Annotated in this window: 13 protein-coding genes; 4 read left to right on the forward strand and 9 right to left on the reverse strand. The window is 61.9% G+C overall.

From position 1 onward, the window contains the following. Positions 1-137: 137 nt before the first annotated feature. Positions 138-890 (forward strand): GH25 family lysozyme, encoded by a 753-nt coding sequence (locus QTL96_RS23595; RefSeq protein WP_289729425.1) that lies wholly within the window; start codon positions 138-140, stop codon positions 888-890. Positions 891-900: 10 nt separating this feature from the next. Here the strand turns inward: QTL96_RS23595 and QTL96_RS23600 are convergent, their stop codons facing one another. The 7 genes from QTL96_RS23600 to QTL96_RS23630 form a co-directional block, all read right to left on the reverse strand. Beyond that, on the reverse strand, positions 901-1,641 hold the full coding sequence (locus QTL96_RS23600) for an SDR family NAD(P)-dependent oxidoreductase (protein ID WP_047513388.1): 741 nt from the start codon (positions 1,639-1,641) through the stop codon (positions 901-903). A gap of 70 nt (positions 1,642-1,711) precedes the next feature. Further along, complete coding sequence (gene purF / locus QTL96_RS23605) at positions 1,712-3,202, reverse strand: amidophosphoribosyltransferase (protein ID WP_289729426.1); 1,491 nt, start codon at positions 3,200-3,202, stop codon at positions 1,712-1,714. A 147-nt stretch (positions 3,203-3,349) separates the two neighbouring features. Continuing rightward, a complete protein-coding gene (locus QTL96_RS23610) occupies positions 3,350-3,976 on the reverse strand; it encodes a CvpA family protein (protein WP_018898772.1) in 627 nt (208 codons plus the stop codon). 93 nt (positions 3,977-4,069) lie between these two features. Next, positions 4,070-5,473, reverse strand: coding sequence for a DNA repair protein RadA (gene radA / locus QTL96_RS23615; protein WP_018898771.1), 1,404 nt, complete (start codon positions 5,471-5,473; stop codon positions 4,070-4,072). Between the two features lie 176 nt (positions 5,474-5,649). Then, a complete protein-coding gene (locus QTL96_RS23620; RefSeq protein ID WP_289729427.1) occupies positions 5,650-5,964 on the reverse strand; it encodes a type II toxin-antitoxin system ParD family antitoxin in 315 nt (104 codons plus the stop codon). Between the two features lie 73 nt (positions 5,965-6,037). Further along, on the reverse strand, positions 6,038-7,207 hold the full coding sequence (gene alr, locus QTL96_RS23625) for an alanine racemase (protein ID WP_289729428.1): 1,170 nt from the start codon (positions 7,205-7,207) through the stop codon (positions 6,038-6,040). Between the two features lie 97 nt (positions 7,208-7,304). Beyond that, positions 7,305-8,798, reverse strand: a complete 1,494-nt coding sequence (locus QTL96_RS23630) for a replicative DNA helicase (RefSeq protein WP_018898765.1) — start codon at positions 8,796-8,798, stop codon at positions 7,305-7,307. Positions 8,799-9,127: 329 nt separating this feature from the next. Between QTL96_RS23630 and QTL96_RS23635 the strand changes: the two genes are divergently transcribed. From QTL96_RS23635 to QTL96_RS23645, 3 genes are read left to right on the forward strand one after another with little or no spacing between them, the layout of a single operon-like run. Then, positions 9,128-9,571, forward strand: a complete 444-nt coding sequence (locus QTL96_RS23635; protein ID WP_026283054.1) for a MarR family winged helix-turn-helix transcriptional regulator — start codon at positions 9,128-9,130, stop codon at positions 9,569-9,571. Between the two features lie 10 nt (positions 9,572-9,581). Then, positions 9,582-11,258: an MFS transporter gene (locus QTL96_RS23640; RefSeq protein WP_289729429.1), complete on the forward strand. Its 1,677-nt coding sequence runs from the start codon at positions 9,582-9,584 to the stop codon at positions 11,256-11,258. Between the two features lie 15 nt (positions 11,259-11,273). Beyond that, the gene (locus QTL96_RS23645) at positions 11,274-12,338 is read left to right on the forward strand and encodes an HlyD family secretion protein (protein WP_289729430.1); all 1,065 of its coding nucleotides are present in this window, start codon (positions 11,274-11,276) and stop codon (positions 12,336-12,338) included. A gap of 75 nt (positions 12,339-12,413) precedes the next feature. Here the strand turns inward: QTL96_RS23645 and rplI are convergent, their stop codons facing one another. Next, on the reverse strand, positions 12,414-12,989 hold the full coding sequence (rplI, locus tag QTL96_RS23650; protein WP_018898761.1) for a 50S ribosomal protein L9: 576 nt from the start codon (positions 12,987-12,989) through the stop codon (positions 12,414-12,416). A 21-nt stretch (positions 12,990-13,010) separates the two neighbouring features. After that, positions 13,011-13,997 carry a DUF2232 domain-containing protein gene (locus QTL96_RS23655; protein WP_112941330.1) on the reverse strand — a complete coding sequence of 329 codons (987 nt, stop codon included), beginning with the start codon at positions 13,995-13,997 and terminating at the stop codon, positions 13,011-13,013. Positions 13,998-14,125: the final 128 nt, after the last annotated feature.

Below are 14,125 nucleotides of genomic sequence, written 5' to 3' on the forward strand. Positions count from 1 at the left end.
GCTGAGCCCGAGCAATCGATCCGGCGAATCGATTGCAGCGTCGAACGCCCGGAGCGCAAGCGAAGGGCCGGGCGGTCACGACATCGCTCAAGTCCGCCCTATATCAGGCAACAACGAAGGGCAAAGCGGAGCCACCATTGAAGCGAATATGTCAGGCATTGCTTGCCGCCATCCTTCTGGCTGTCGCTTCAGCCGCCTATCTGGCATACGATCGCGCCATGGCCCCTTTCTCATCTCCCTCGCTCACCGATTATCCGATCCAGGGCATCGATATCAGCCACCATCAGGGCGCGATCGACTGGAACGCTCTGGCGACGCAGCCGAATGTCCGTTTTGCGATCATGAAAGCGACGGAAGGCGGGGATCACCGCGATACCCGCTTTGCCGAGAACTGGCAGGCGGCGAAGGATGCCGGCATCGTCAGGGGCGCCTACCACTTCTTCACCTTCTGCCGCCCGGGTCGCGAGCAGGCGCAGAACGTGCTGGCGACGGTCCCCTTAGAACAGGGAACGCTGCCGCTCGCCATCGATCTCGAATTCACCGGCAATTGCGGCAAGGTGCCGACACGCGAGGAACTGAGCGCCGAGCTCCAGGCATTCTTTGATGAGTTGAACGGCGCCTATCCCGGCAAGCCGATCTTCTACGTCGATCAGCCCTTCTTCGATCAATATCTGAAAGGGCACGAGGAGATGTTTCCCGCGCACCATCTCTGGCTACGCAGCATAGCGGAGGAGCCGTCGGCGGGCGATTGCTCGATATGGTCGATCTGGCAGTTCGCCGACACCGGCAGCCTTGCCGGCATCCAAGGGCCTGTCGATCTCAACGCGCTCTGCCCGGACGAGCCCGACCTATCGGGTCTCTTCGAGGCAGCAGCGCAAACGTCGCGCTAGCCGAAACGGCTTAGCCAGGCATCTGGTAGCCGACGAGCTTGTTTTCGCGCACGATGAACAGCTTGCCAGTCTCGGTGTAGTCGGGAGCGAGAAGCGGCATCATAGCCTTGGCAACCTCGGACGGATGCGGCAGCGTTTCCGGATCTTCGCCCGGCACGGCCTGCGCGCGCATTGCGGTGCGCGTGGCGCCCGGATCGACGCTGGTGACGCGAAGCGCTGTACTCTGCGTTTCGCCAGCCCAGGTGCGCGCCAAAGCCTCAACCGCAGCCTTGGACGCCGAATAGGCTCCCCAGAACGGACGACAGCGATGGGCGGCGGCGGAAGACAGAATGACGGCGCGTCCGCCTTCGGAGCGCGTCAGCAGCGGATCGACCGAGCGGATCAGCCGCCACGTCGCCGTGACGTTGATGGTCATCACCTTCTCGAACACCTTCGCCTCGATATGGCCGATCGGCGAGATCACCCCGAGCACGCCGGCATTGGCGACGAGAATGTCGAGCTTGCCCCAGCGTTCGAAGATCGAGGCGCCGAGCGCATCGATGGCGTTCATGTCGGCGAGGTCGAAGGGCACCAGCGTCGCCGAGCCGCCGACAGCCTTGATCGCGTCATCGAGATCCTCGAGACCGCCGACCGTGCGTGCGCAGGCGACGACATGGGCGCCGGCCTTGGCCAATTCGAGTGCGGTGAAATAACCGATCCCGCGCGATGCGCCGGTGACGAGTGCGACCTTGCCGGTGAGATTGACGCTCATTGTAGCCTTATCCGTATGCGCGGGGAGGCGAGGGGCGCGATCGGCCCCTCGATCGAAAGGTCAGTCGAGATCAGCCGTTGCTCGCCATGACGGCCAGCTTGCGGACATTGCTGGTGCTGTCGTTGTCGAGAAGGCGGGTCGGGTAGTCACCGGTGAAGTAGTGGTCGGTGAACTGCGGATTGGCCGCATCGCGGTTCTCGCCGCCGACGGCGCGGTAGAGGCCGTCGATCGACAGGAACTCGAGCGAGTCCGCGCCGATATAGTCGCACATCGCCTGCAGGCTCGAATACTGGTTGGCGAGCAGCTTGTCGGCATCGGGCGTGTCGATGCCATAGAAATCGGGGAAGTAGATCATCGGGCTGGCGACGCGGATATGCACTTCCTTGGCGCCGGCATCGCGGATCATCTGCACGATCTTCAGCGAGGTCGTGCCGCGAACGATCGAATCGTCGACGAGCACGACGCGCTTGCCTTCGATCATCGCGCGGTTGGCGGAATGCTTCAGCTTCACGCCGAAGGCGCGGATCTGCTGCGTCGGCTCGATGAAGGTGCGGCCGACATAGTGGTTGCGGATGATGCCGTATTCGAACGGAATGCCGCTCGCCTGGGCAAAGCCGAGCGCTGCCGGCGTGCCGCCATCCGGCACCGGCACGACGACGTCGGCCTCGACGGGAGCTTCCTTGGCGAGGTTGATGCCCATGTTCTTGCGCGCCGTGTAGACGCTGCGGCCGCCGACGATGGAATCGGGACGAGCGAAGTAGACATACTCGAACAGGCAGAGGCGTTCCGGCTTCGGCTGGTCGGCCTTGCGGCTGTCGATGGTGATCGAACCGTCGGGCTGGATTTCACAGATGATGACTTCGCCGTTCTCGACGTCGCGAATATATTTCGCGCCGATGATGTCGAGCGCACAGGTCTCGGAACAGAAGATCGGCTTGCCGTCGAGCTCGCCCATGACAAGCGGGCGGATACCGATCGGGTCGCGCGCGGCGATAAGCTTCGTGCGAGTCATCGCCAGCATCGAGTAGCCGCCTTCCATCTGGCGGATGGCGTCGATGAAGCGGTCGGAGGACGAGGTCTGCTTGGAGCGGGCGATCAGGTGCAGCACCACTTCTGTGTCCGACGTCGCCTGGAAGATGGCGCCATCGGCGATCAGCATGCGCCGCATCGTCAGGCCGTTGGTGAAGTTGCCGTTATGGGCAACGGCGATGCCGCCGACTTCGAGTTCGGCAAACAGCGGCTGCACGTTGCGCAACGCCACTTCGCCCGTCGTGGAGTAGCGCGTATGGCCGATCGAGATGAAGCCCGGAAGCTTCGCCAGCGTTGCCGGATCGGTGTAGTGGTCGCCGACGAGGCCCATGCGCTTTTCGGTATGGAACTGCTTGCCGTCGAATGTGACGATACCGGCCGCCTCCTGTCCACGATGCTGCAGGGCATGCAGCCCGAGCGCTGTCAGCGTTGCGCCATCGGGATGGCCGAGAACGCCGAAGACACCGCATTCCTCATGCAGCGTATCGCCATCGAGTTCGTCGTTGAGCGTGGAGGAATGGGACTGGTTCATTGCTGCGGGCCTTTGCTCTCACAAGAATGGTATGGCACTTCCGAAAACGGCGTAAGCCCGGCGGAGCGTGTGCCCGGCCGGACCTTTATTCGCGTCCCCCTCAAATGGCAACTGCCACAGGCTGGGTCAAGCTGTTGAACACTGCGTTCAATTAGACGGCTGCTGTGCACCATTGGCCGGGGCGGGCGCGGCATCCTCGGCCGGCGCCTGATCGGAAGCCGGCGCATTGTCGCCTTCCGCATTGCCGCCCTGCGGCTGTAGTTTCTCCATCACGCTCGCGCGGATCACCTGGGCGAATTCAGCAGGCAGAACCGACTGCAGCTTCGTCACCATCGAATCCAGGAACGGCTTGGACTTGGCGTTGTTCACCCAGTTCGGGCGGTGATCGACATCGACGAGCCAGTTCCAGAAAGCGGTGGCGACGACGAGCAGAAGTATGCCTCTTGCCGCGCCAAACAGGAAGCCCAAAGTACGATCGAGCGCGCCGATACGGCTGTCGATGATGAAATCGGCAATCTTCATGGTGATGAAGGAAATGACGATCAGCGCGATCAGGAACACGACCGCGGCCGAGCCGACGAGCGCGATGCGGTCATCGTCGGTGTACTTCTTGGCGTAGGGCACGAGATAGGGGTAGAAATAATAGGCTGCGGCAGCCGAGCCGCCCCAGCTTGCGATCGAGAGCACTTCGCGGGAGAAGCCGCGCACCATGGCGAGCACGGCGGAAAAAAGCACGACGCCGATGACAATACCGTCGAAAATCGTAATGGGCATATAAATCCAACTCCAGGACGGCCGCCAATTCGCAGCTCAGTCGCGCCTCATTGCGTGCATCCTATATCATCACCTGTTGCGGCGATGAAAGGATCAAACCTCTTCTTCCACACGTCTCAAAGCGCCCTTCGAGCCGGCGATCCGGGCGACCAGATCCGGCAGGCTTTCGATCTCGCTCCAGCGCCCGCCCGTGCCCTTTGGCAGTTCGGCGGACCCCGATGGAAGCAGCGCTGCAGAAAATCCGAGCTTCTCGGCTTCTTTGAGGCGCTGGTTCGTGTGCGCAACCGGCCGGACGGCGCCCGACAGGCTGACTTCGCCGAAATAGACACAATCGGCGGGAAGGGCAATACCAGCAAGCGACGAAACCAGCGCCGAAGCGACCGCCACATCCGCTGCCGGCTCTGAAATCCTGTAGCCGCCGGCGATGTTGAGATAGACGTCGTGTTGACCGAGTTTGACCCCGCAATGCGCTTCGAGCACTGCAAGGATCATCGACAGTCGCGCCGAATCCCAGCCCACGATCGCCCGTCGCGGCGTGCCGAGCGATGTCGGCGCCACCAGCGCCTGCACTTCGACGAGGATCGGCCGCGTGCCCTCGATGCCGGCGAAGACGGCGGCTCCCGGCGATTTCTCGTTGCGCTCGCCGAGGAAGAGCTCGGACGGGTTCGCCACTTCGCGCAGGCCCTTGTCCGACATCTCGAACACGCCGATCTCGTCGGTTGGCCCGAAGCGATTTTTGACCGTGCGCAGGATGCGATAGTGGTGACCCCGGTCGCCCTCGAAGTAGAGAACGGCATCGACCATGTGCTCGACCACGCGCGGACCGGCGATCTGCCCGTCCTTGGTGACGTGGCCGACGAGCACCATGGCGGCACCCGTCTGCTTGGCGAACTTGATCATCGCCTGCACACCGGTGCGCACCTGTGTTACCGTGCCCGGCGCGGATTCGGCCAGATCGCTCCACAGCGTCTGAATGGAATCGATGATGACGAGATCGGGCCGCTTGCCTTCGGCGAGCGTCGCCAGGATGTCCTCGACATTGGTCTCCGCCGCGAGCAGCACATCCGTATCCGCTGCCCCAAGACGCTGCGCCCTGAGCCGCACCTGCGCAACGGCCTCTTCGCCCGAGACATAGATGATCCGGTGCCCGCGCCGCGAAAGCGCCGCCGCTCCCTGCATGAGCAGCGTCGACTTGCCGATGCCGGGATCACCGCCGATCAGCACCGCCGAACCGCGCACGAAGCCGCCGCCCAGCGCCCGGTCAAGCTCGGAAATGCCGGTATGGATGCGCGGCGCTTCCTCGATCTCGCCCGACAGCGCGGTCAGCGCCACCGGACGGCCTTTCTTCGGCGTCTTCGCCGGCCCGCCGCCGATCCCGCCCATCGGGTCTTCCTCGACGATGGTGTTCCACGCGCCGCAACCCTCGCATTTGCCGGCCCAGCGGCTGTGGATGGTGCCGCAGCCCTGACAGATGAATTGTGTTCTTGCTTTTGCCATGAGGAAGGATCAGTCTTCTTGTTCTGTCTGATAAAAACGCAGGAAATGTGAGAGCTCGATCTTCTGCCGTCCATGCAGCACGCGCACGACGGAAAGCGTCTCATCATCAATGAAGAAATAGATACAGCGATTACGATAAGGGAAAGCCCGCAACCCGGGAATGAAGTCGCGCGGACTTATACATGCCGAGAAGATCGTCCAGCGCCTCGAACGACATTTTCAGCTGACGCGGCCGCATTCTTCCGTTCCTCCGCCATCATGAGAATGTGCTTTGTCAGATCTTCGGCGTTTTCGAATGTGACGGCGCGTCCGGCATCGATGTCATCGATGCCCTGTTGGATCAGATGGCGCAGTTCCTGTATCTCGCCTTCTTCGCTGCCAAGCAGTCTCAACCCGGCCGCAATAACGTCTTCGGCGTTTCGGTATCGTCCGTCTGCTATCTGCTCCTCGATGAAGGTGAGGTCTTGCTCGCTGAGATGGATCTCGGTCATTTCGATCTCCTTTTGTTCTCTTTTAGCACGAAGATTTCCGGCTTCCAAGAGGCGCAGGCAGGGATTCCAAGCCCTAGCCGTCGTCCTCGCTCAGATACCGCCGCTCATGGCGCAACCCCATGCTGGTCAGCACTTCGTAGCCGATCGTGCCGGCCGCGCGCGCGACCTCGTCCACCGAGATGTTCTTCCCGAAGAGCTCGACATAATCGCCGGCGCTCACCGCGTTTTCGGGCAGGTCAGTGACGTCGAAGATGGTCATGTCCATGGTCACCCGCCCGGCAATCGGCACCTTGCGTCCGGCAATAAAGCCATGACCGCCCTGCGGCGCCACTTGGCGCAGGGGGACACCGCCGCTGGACTGGCTGCGCAGATAGCCGTCGGCGTAGCCGGCCGAGACGATGGCGAGCCGGCTGTCGCGGGTAAGTTCCAGCGCGCGGCCATAGCCGACGCCTAGGCCGGCCTTGGCATCACGCACCTGAATGACACGCGCCTCCGCCGTGACCACCGGGCGCATCGGATTGGCCATGCCGTTGACCGCCTCGCCGCCATAGAGAGCGATGCCGGGGCGCGTCAGGTCGAAGTGATAATCGCTGCCGAGGAAGATGCCGGCGGAGGCCGAAAGGCTTGAATCGATACCTTCATAGGCGGCGCTAACCTTGCGGAATGATTCAAGCTGTTGCCGGTTCATCGCCGAGTTCGGGTCGTCGCCGCAGGCAAGGTGGCTCATGACCAGCACGGGCGCGAAACTCGCCGGACGCGACACGTCGTCGGCGAGCGCGATCGCCTCGTTCATATCGAGGCCCAGCCGGTTGAAGCCGGTATCGACATGCAGCGCGCAAGGGTAGTCGCCATACTCGGCCAGCACCGCCATCCAGAAGGCAAGCTGTTCCTCGGACGATATGACCGGCACGAGATCGTTCTCGAAAAAGCGCCGCTCGGTCCCCGGCCAGATGCCTGCGAGCACGAAGATACGGGCGTCGGGAGCATATAGCCTAAGCGTTACGCCTTCATCGACGGTCGCCACGAAGAAATCCCGCGCGCCCGCCAGATAAAGCGCCTCTCCGGCGTCCTCCATCCCGGTACCGTAAGCGTCGGCCTTGACCACGGCTGCGGTGCGCGCCTTGCCGGAACGCCGCGCCATGTCACGCCAATTGTCGGTCAGCGCGGCAAGATCCACCGTCAGGCGCAATCCGGCAGAGGCAAAACGGTCTTCTTCTTCGTAGTCGTCGGCAAAATCGGTCATGGTTCACATCAAGAAAGTTGGCCGGCAGATGCAATCTCCGGCCAGTTTAGAGAGCAAGTGTGATGAGTGGAAGACCAGTCGGGCGCGTGCTCAGCCCTTACTGCTCTTCGTAATGCGTGAAGCTCGGCTCGGCCAGATCGGCGAAGCGGGTGAACTCCGACTGGAAGGCGAGCTTGACAGTGCCGGTCGGTCCGTGGCGCTGCTTGGCGATGATGACGTCGGCGGTGCCCTTCACCTTGTCGAACAGCGCTTCCCACTCCGGATATTTCGGATCGTGGATGTCGCGCGGCTCGAGGTTCTTGACGTAATACTCCTCGCGGAACACGAAGAGCACGACGTCGGCGTCCTGCTCGATCGAGCCCGATTCACGAAGGTCGGAGAGCTGCGGGCGCTTGTCCTCGCGGCTTTCGACCTGACGCGACAGCTGCGACAGCGCGATGATCGGCACGTTCAGTTCCTTGCCGAGTGCCTTGAGGCCCGTCGTGATCTGGGTGATTTCCTGCACGCGGTTGTCGCCCTTGCCGGCGCCCGTCATCAGCTGGATGTAGTCCACCACGAGGCAATCGAGGCCGCGCTGGCGCTTAAGGCGGCGCGCGCGGGCGGATAGCTGGGCGATCGAGATGCCACCGGTCTGGTCGATATAGAGCGGCACTTTCTGCATCATCATCGAGCAGGCGACGAGCTTTTCGAAATCGGCGTCGTTGATGTCGCCGCGGCGGATTTTCGACGAGGAAACCTCGGTCTGCTCGGAGATGATACGGGTGGCCAGCTGTTCGGACGACATTTCGAGCGAGTAGAAGCCGACGACGCCGCCTTGCTTCGCCTTCATGCTGCCGTCGGACTGCACTTCGCCTTCATAGGCGGCGGCGATGTTGTAGGCGATGTTGGTCGCAAGCGAGGTCTTGCCCATGCCCGGGCGTCCGGCAAGCACGATCAAGTCGGACCGCTGCAGGCCGCCCATCTTGCCGTCGAGCGACATGATGCCGGTCGAGATACCGGAAAGGCCGCCATCGCGCTCCTTGGCGACAGCCGCCATGTCGATCGCCAGCGCTACCGCGTCGTTGAACGCCTGGAAGCCACCGTCGTAGCGCCCGTTTTCGGCAAGCTCGAACAGGCGGCGCTCGGTGTCTTCGATCTGCGCCTGTGGCGGCATGTCGAGCGGCGCGTCATAGGCGATGTTGACGACGTCCTCGCCGATGGTGATCAGCGCCCGGCGCAGCGCCAGATCGTAGATCGCGCGGCCGTAGTCCTCGGCATTGATGATGGTCACGGCTTCGCGCGCCAGACGGGCGAGGTACTCGGAGACCGTCATGTCGCCGACCTTCTCGTCGGCCTTCAGGAAGGTCTTGATCGTCACGGGATTGGCGATCTTGCCCATGCGGATGATATCGCCCGCAACCTCGAAGATCTTGCGGTGGAGCGGCTCGTAAAGATGCGGCGGCTTGAGGAAGTCCGACACCCGGTAATAGGCGTCGTTGTTCATCAGGATCGCGCCGAGAAGCGCCTGCTCGGCCTCGATGTTGTTGGGTGCTTCGCGGTAGTGCTGCTCCGGCTGGGCAACAGCGGCGATCTTTCGGGCGGCGTCGTTCATCTTGATCCGTTCTGTCTTATTCAGCTTCGGGTTTGCAATTCACCAACGGCAAAATCAAGTGCTGAACATGGCGAGCGGCCAAAACGCTTTGGCTTTGGCACGTTGTTCGACTTCTCCACAGCGCATCTTGCCATCACGCGAAAATACCGGCGGTGTAGCCTTCCGGACACGGTACAAAGCGACTCACGCGAATCAACGCGTTCGTGGTATTTTAGGCATTGATAGGGGAGTGTGCATTGAGACTCTCGTCATCACCGCTTGAAAAACGCGGAAAATGACTGTAGGTATAAAACAAATAATAAGCACGCTAATTAAATGGACTGATAAATATGACAAATGCGCCTCTCGGACGAGAGTTGATTGAAGATTTGGCGGCTTTCAACCGGAAGCTTAGAGCGGTTTTCGACAAGATCGTCCGGGAACGGAACATGACGCTGCCGCGGGCGCGGGTGTTTTTCACGCTGAACAAGAAGGACGGCATCAACCAGCGGGAGCTTGCCGATCGGCTGGAGCTGGAAACGCCGACATTGGTCCGTATCCTGGACGCGATGGAAGGGCAGGGGTTCGTCGAGCGCCGTGTCGCAGGCTCCGATCGCCGCGCCAAGGAGATCTATATTACCGAGACAGGCAAGGTCGTCGCCGGCGAGATCGACGACATCGCCGTCAGCGTGCGTGCCCAGGTGATCGCAGGTATTCCCGAACGCGATCTGAGAACTACCTTGGATACGATACGGGCCATGCAGGCGAATTTGCAGGGCATCCGCGGAGTGTGAGGAAATAGTAATGAGCCTCGTCCAGGCGTCCAGCGAAGGTGTTGCGCCAAAAGCCGCGGACGAGGCGGCGGCACAGGAACCGCAGCCTGCGCCCCCGCCCGTCGTGGCGATGGCCGGCTGGAAGAAGCCCTTCTACATGGCCGCATCGGTCCTGCTCTTCGTCACGCAGGGTCTCGGCATGAACCTCGTGAATGCCAATATCTACCAGCTCCAGGGGTCGTTTTCGGCGACGACGGCTGAGGTCTCGTGGCTGTCGGCGGCCTATATGGCGCCATATGCCAGCCTGTCGATCGCGCTGTTCAAGATCCGCACGCAATATGGCCTGAGACGTTTCGCCGAGTTCAGCATCATCTGCTTCGTCTTTGCGGCGGTGCTGAACCTTCTCGTGACCGATCTGCACTCCGCCATCGTCGTCCGGGCGCTGAGCGGCATCGCGGCGGCGCCGATCTCCACGCTCGGCTTTCTCTACATGCTCGAGCTGTTCCCACCGGAGCGCAAGCTTACGACAGGCATCAGCCTTGCACTGATGTGCACGCTATTTGCCGCGCCGATCGCACGTATCATCTCGCCGCCGCTGCTTGATCTCGGCGGTTACCACGCGCTCTATACGCTGGAAATGGGGCTGGCGCTGCTGGCCTTCGCCATCATCTACACCATGCCTTTGACCTCGCCGCCACGCGCGGTCGTCATCCAGCGCATGGATATTCTGAGTTATCTCCTGCTGGCCACCGGTTTCGGCTGTCTCGCGGTCGTCCTCACACTCGGGCGTCTCTACTGGTGGTTCGAAGCGCCGTGGATCGGCGTTCTGCTTGCGGTCGCTGCAGGCTGTCTGGCGCTCGTGGTGGCGATCGAGCTACCGCGCGAAAATCCGATGCTGGATATCCGCTGGGTATTGTCTGGTCCCAATCTGAGGATGGCGGGCGTGCTTCTGATGTTCCGCTTCGTCTCGTCAGAACAATCCTCGACCGCTGCCAATTTCTATCAGCAGCTTGGCCTGCTCAACGATCAGACGACGAAGCTGTACGCCATCGTTCTGGTCGCCTCGGTGCTCGGCGGATTGTTCTGCACGCTCTTGATGACCACGCGCTACGTCAGCACCGCGCACTTGATATCGCTGGTGCTCATCGCGGCCGGCGCCTATCTCGACAGCCAGTCAACCAGCCTCACACGGCCGGAGCAGATGTATCTCAGCCAAGCCTTGGTCTCTGCTGGCGCGGCGATGTTCCTGCCGCCGGTGATGGCGAGCGGCTTCAAGGCGGCCATGGCCCGTGGAATGCCCTTCATCGTCAATTTCCTGGCGATCTTCCTCTTTACCCAGAGTATCGGCTCGCTCTTCGGCTCGGCCATGCTCGGCACCTTCGTCACCATCCGCGAGAAGTTCCACTCGAACGTGCTGGTCGAGCATATCCTGCTGCAGGATCCGCTGGTGGCCCAACGCGTCTCGCAGCTGTCCGCCGGCTACGGCAAGGTCATCACCGACCAGACATTGCTGAATGCCGAAGGGCTGGCATTGCTGTCCCAGCAGGTCACGCGCGAAGCCTATACGCTTGCCTATAACGACACCTTCCTCGCAATTTGCGTGGCATCTCTTCTCGGTCTCCTGGTCATGCTTCTTCATCAGGCATGGCTGCGCCTCTCCGAGCGCGGGGCCGCCGAGCCGAATGCCTCCGCAGCCGTTCAATCCTGATCACGAGTTCACCGCATGTCGAAATTCTTCCGGTCGCCTGCCAGCCTCATCGCCATTATCTCCGGTATCGCGGGCATCCTGCTCGTGCTTTACGCCTGGCGCCTGCCGCCCTTCGTCACATCGGTCGAAACGACCGATAACGCCTACATCAGGGGTTACGTGACGATCATGAGCCCGCAGGTGAACGGCTATATCGTCGATGTTCCGGTGAAGGACTACCAGCAGGTCAAGCAGGGTGACGTGCTGGCTAAGATCGACGACCGCATCTACACGCAAAAGCTCGCCCAGGCCCGCTCGGCACTTGAGGGCCAGAAGGCGTCGCTGGAGAACTCCCGCCAGTCGGAACTGTCGGCAAAGGCGACCATCGCCTCCAGCCAGGCGCAGATCGATAGCGCAAATGCGTCGCTGAAGCGCGCGCAACTCGCCTGGGATCGCATCAGCAACCTCAACGACAGGGGCATCGCCTCGGCAAGCGAATCCGAGCAGGCGCAGGCAACGCTTGAGGAGGCGAAGGCCGCGTTGAACCAGGCGCAGTCGGCGCTGGAGGTGTCGAAGCAGAATCTGGCGACCATCATCGTCAATCGCTCGCTGCTGGAGGCCAATGTCGCAAGCGCGGAAGCCACCGTGCATCTGGCCGAGATCGATCTCCAGAACACGTCGATCCTGGCGCCGCGCGACGGCCACCTCGGCGAGATCGGCGTTCGCCTCGGCCAGTACGTCGCCGTAGGCACGCAATTGATGGCGGTGGTGCCCGAAGAGATCTGGGTTGTCGCCAATTTCAAGGAGACGCAGCTTGAGGGCATGCAGGTCGGTCAGCCCGTCTCGATCGTGGTCGATGCCCTGGGGCGCCAGCGGCTCACCGGCCGCATTGAACGCTTTTCGCCAGCTGCCGGCTCCGAATTCGCCGTGATCAAGGCCGACAACGCCACCGGCAATTTCGTCAAGATCGCCCAGCGCGTCGGCGTTCGCATCAGCATCGATCCGGATCAGCCGGCCGCCAAGAACCTTGGACCAGGTCTCTCGGTTGTCGTCAGCGTCGACAAGAGCGCTGAGCCCGAGCAGAACACGGCGGCCAATTAGTCTTCAAAATAGCGGACAGCAAAAAGCCGGGCGCGAGGCCCGGCTTTCGCATTCTGGAGATTGCTCTCCCGAACCTTATTCGTCTTCGGCGTTGCCGTCGGCTTCCGGATCGAAGAAGTCTTCCGGACGCAGAGCGTCTTCGTCGACGCCGTAGATGGCGTCAACCGACGTCAGGGTTTCGCCCTTGGCCTGGCGCTCAGCTTCGTCAGCCGAACGAGCAACGTTGAGCTCGATCTTGATCTCGACTTCAGCATGCAGCTGCAGTTCGACCTGGTGCAGACCGATCGTCTTGATCGGGGTGTTCAGGTGAACCTGGTTGCGGCCGATGTTGAAGCCTTCGGCAGCTAGGATTTCAACGACGTCGCGAGCAGCGACCGAGCCGTACATCTGGCCGGTTTCGCCAGCCGAACGAACGACGATGAAGGACTTGCCTTCGAGAGCGTCGGCAACGGTCTGTGCTTCCGACTTGCGCTCGAGGTTGCGGGCTTCGAGCGTTGCACGCTCGGATTCGAAGCGCTTCTTGTTGGCGTCGTTGGCGCGCAGAGCCTTGCCGAGCGGCAGCAGGTAGTTACGGGCAAAGCCGTCCTTGACCTTTACCACTTCGCCCATCTGGCCGAGCTTGGAGATGCGTTCGAGAAGAATGACGTCCATGTCAGTTTTCCTTTCGTGTTCCTAGAGTTTCGAATCTGTCTGTTTGGGGGCATCAGCATCCTTGTTCGGGGTGAGCGCGATCGCCTTGCGGGTATCGCTGAGCCCCAGAACGAGGATGAAAAAGGCTGGCAGCATCAACATGAGAGATGCCAGGTAGCAGAGGATAAGCGCCGGCAGGCGCCATTCCTTGCCGCGCGTGCGAAAATGCAGCGCGGCGAAACCGGAGAGAAGGAAGCCGGCACCGAACGTGCCGACGACGGTTGCTCCGACCATCGCTGGGATGCCGCCCAGAAAGGTAGCGGCAAGCCCGAGAAGGAAGATGAAGATCGTGTTGCGGTTCATCCGGAGCGACGAGGGGATATCCTCGCGCGGCCGAAGGCCGCCGCCGGATGCAGCAACGATGCGCGTCGCGATGTAATAGGCGGCAAACAGCATCACCACCCACATACCGCCCTGGATGGCCGGCAGGAGCAGGAGAACGAGCGACTTGGTCTGCGCGATCACGGCCGCGTCGGGCGCGAAGTCGGACTGCTGCTGCGCCACCGAGGTGAAGAGCACGTCGACCAGACGGTCGATCAGTTCGGGGCCGTAGCCGATCATCACGCCGACGACGATGACGGCGAACGTCACGAGGCCGCAAAGATGCAGCAGGATATCCGACAGCGGATACCACGCCATCAGATGATCGGGACCACCGAGTTCGGAAGCGGGGCGCGCGAGATTGGCGAGGTGGCTGATCCAGCCTGCCGGCAGAAGCGTGACCAGCGTCATCATCAGCGCGAAGGACGGCGAGATGGCGATCGCGCCGAGGACGGCAGCGGTAACGACGGCCGAGATCGCCGCCATGTTGCCCCAGCCGAGGCCGACAAGAAGAATGGGAAGCGCGGAAGCCGCGTAGAGAACAGCACTGAAAGACGACGGCTGCCGGCCAGCGCCCAGCACCAGAAGTGCGGCGACGAACCCGGCGAGGGCTCCAACGCCCAGCATTTTTGCATTCAGTGGTTTCACGGTCGCTGTCCTGCTTCATCAAGCAGTTAGAGGGCGTTTCCTGAATCAGTTTCAGAAAGGCCTCAACATGGGTTTTAAGGGTTCCGATCCGCGCCCATCGCGAAAGGGAGAAGGGAAGGCATTGCTGC

This window comes from Rhizobium sp. S163, from assembly GCF_030380805.1.
Taxonomy (GTDB): Bacteria; Pseudomonadota; Alphaproteobacteria; order Rhizobiales; family Rhizobiaceae; genus Rhizobium.

What these genes read in the sequence shown, in the direction of transcription:
- QTL96_RS23610 (WP_018898772.1), bottom strand. Translation starts at nt 3,976, where the DNA reads ATGCCCATTACGATTTTCGACGGTATTGTCATCGGCGTCGTGCTTTTT.
- QTL96_RS23620 (WP_289729427.1), bottom strand. Translation starts at nt 5,964, where the DNA reads ATGACCGAGATCCATCTCAGCGAGCAAGACCTCACCTTCATCGAGGAG.
- rplI (WP_018898761.1), bottom strand. Translation starts at nt 12,989, where the DNA reads ATGGACGTCATTCTTCTCGAACGCATCTCCAAGCTCGGCCAGATGGGC.
- radA (WP_018898771.1), bottom strand. Translation starts at nt 5,473, where the DNA reads ATGGCAAAAGCAAGAACACAATTCATCTGTCAGGGCTGCGGCACCATC.
- QTL96_RS23640 (WP_289729429.1), top strand. Translation starts at nt 9,582, where the DNA reads ATGAGCCTCGTCCAGGCGTCCAGCGAAGGTGTTGCGCCAAAAGCCGCG.
- QTL96_RS23635 (WP_026283054.1), top strand. Translation starts at nt 9,128, where the DNA reads ATGACAAATGCGCCTCTCGGACGAGAGTTGATTGAAGATTTGGCGGCT.
- alr (WP_289729428.1), bottom strand. Translation starts at nt 7,207, where the DNA reads ATGACCGATTTTGCCGACGACTACGAAGAAGAAGACCGTTTTGCCTCT.
- purF (WP_289729426.1), bottom strand. Translation starts at nt 3,202, where the DNA reads ATGAACCAGTCCCATTCCTCCACGCTCAACGACGAACTCGATGGCGAT.
- QTL96_RS23645 (WP_289729430.1), top strand. Translation starts at nt 11,274, where the DNA reads ATGTCGAAATTCTTCCGGTCGCCTGCCAGCCTCATCGCCATTATCTCC.
- QTL96_RS23630 (WP_018898765.1), bottom strand. Translation starts at nt 8,798, where the DNA reads ATGAACGACGCCGCCCGAAAGATCGCCGCTGTTGCCCAGCCGGAGCAG.
- QTL96_RS23600 (WP_047513388.1), bottom strand. Translation starts at nt 1,641, where the DNA reads ATGAGCGTCAATCTCACCGGCAAGGTCGCACTCGTCACCGGCGCATCG.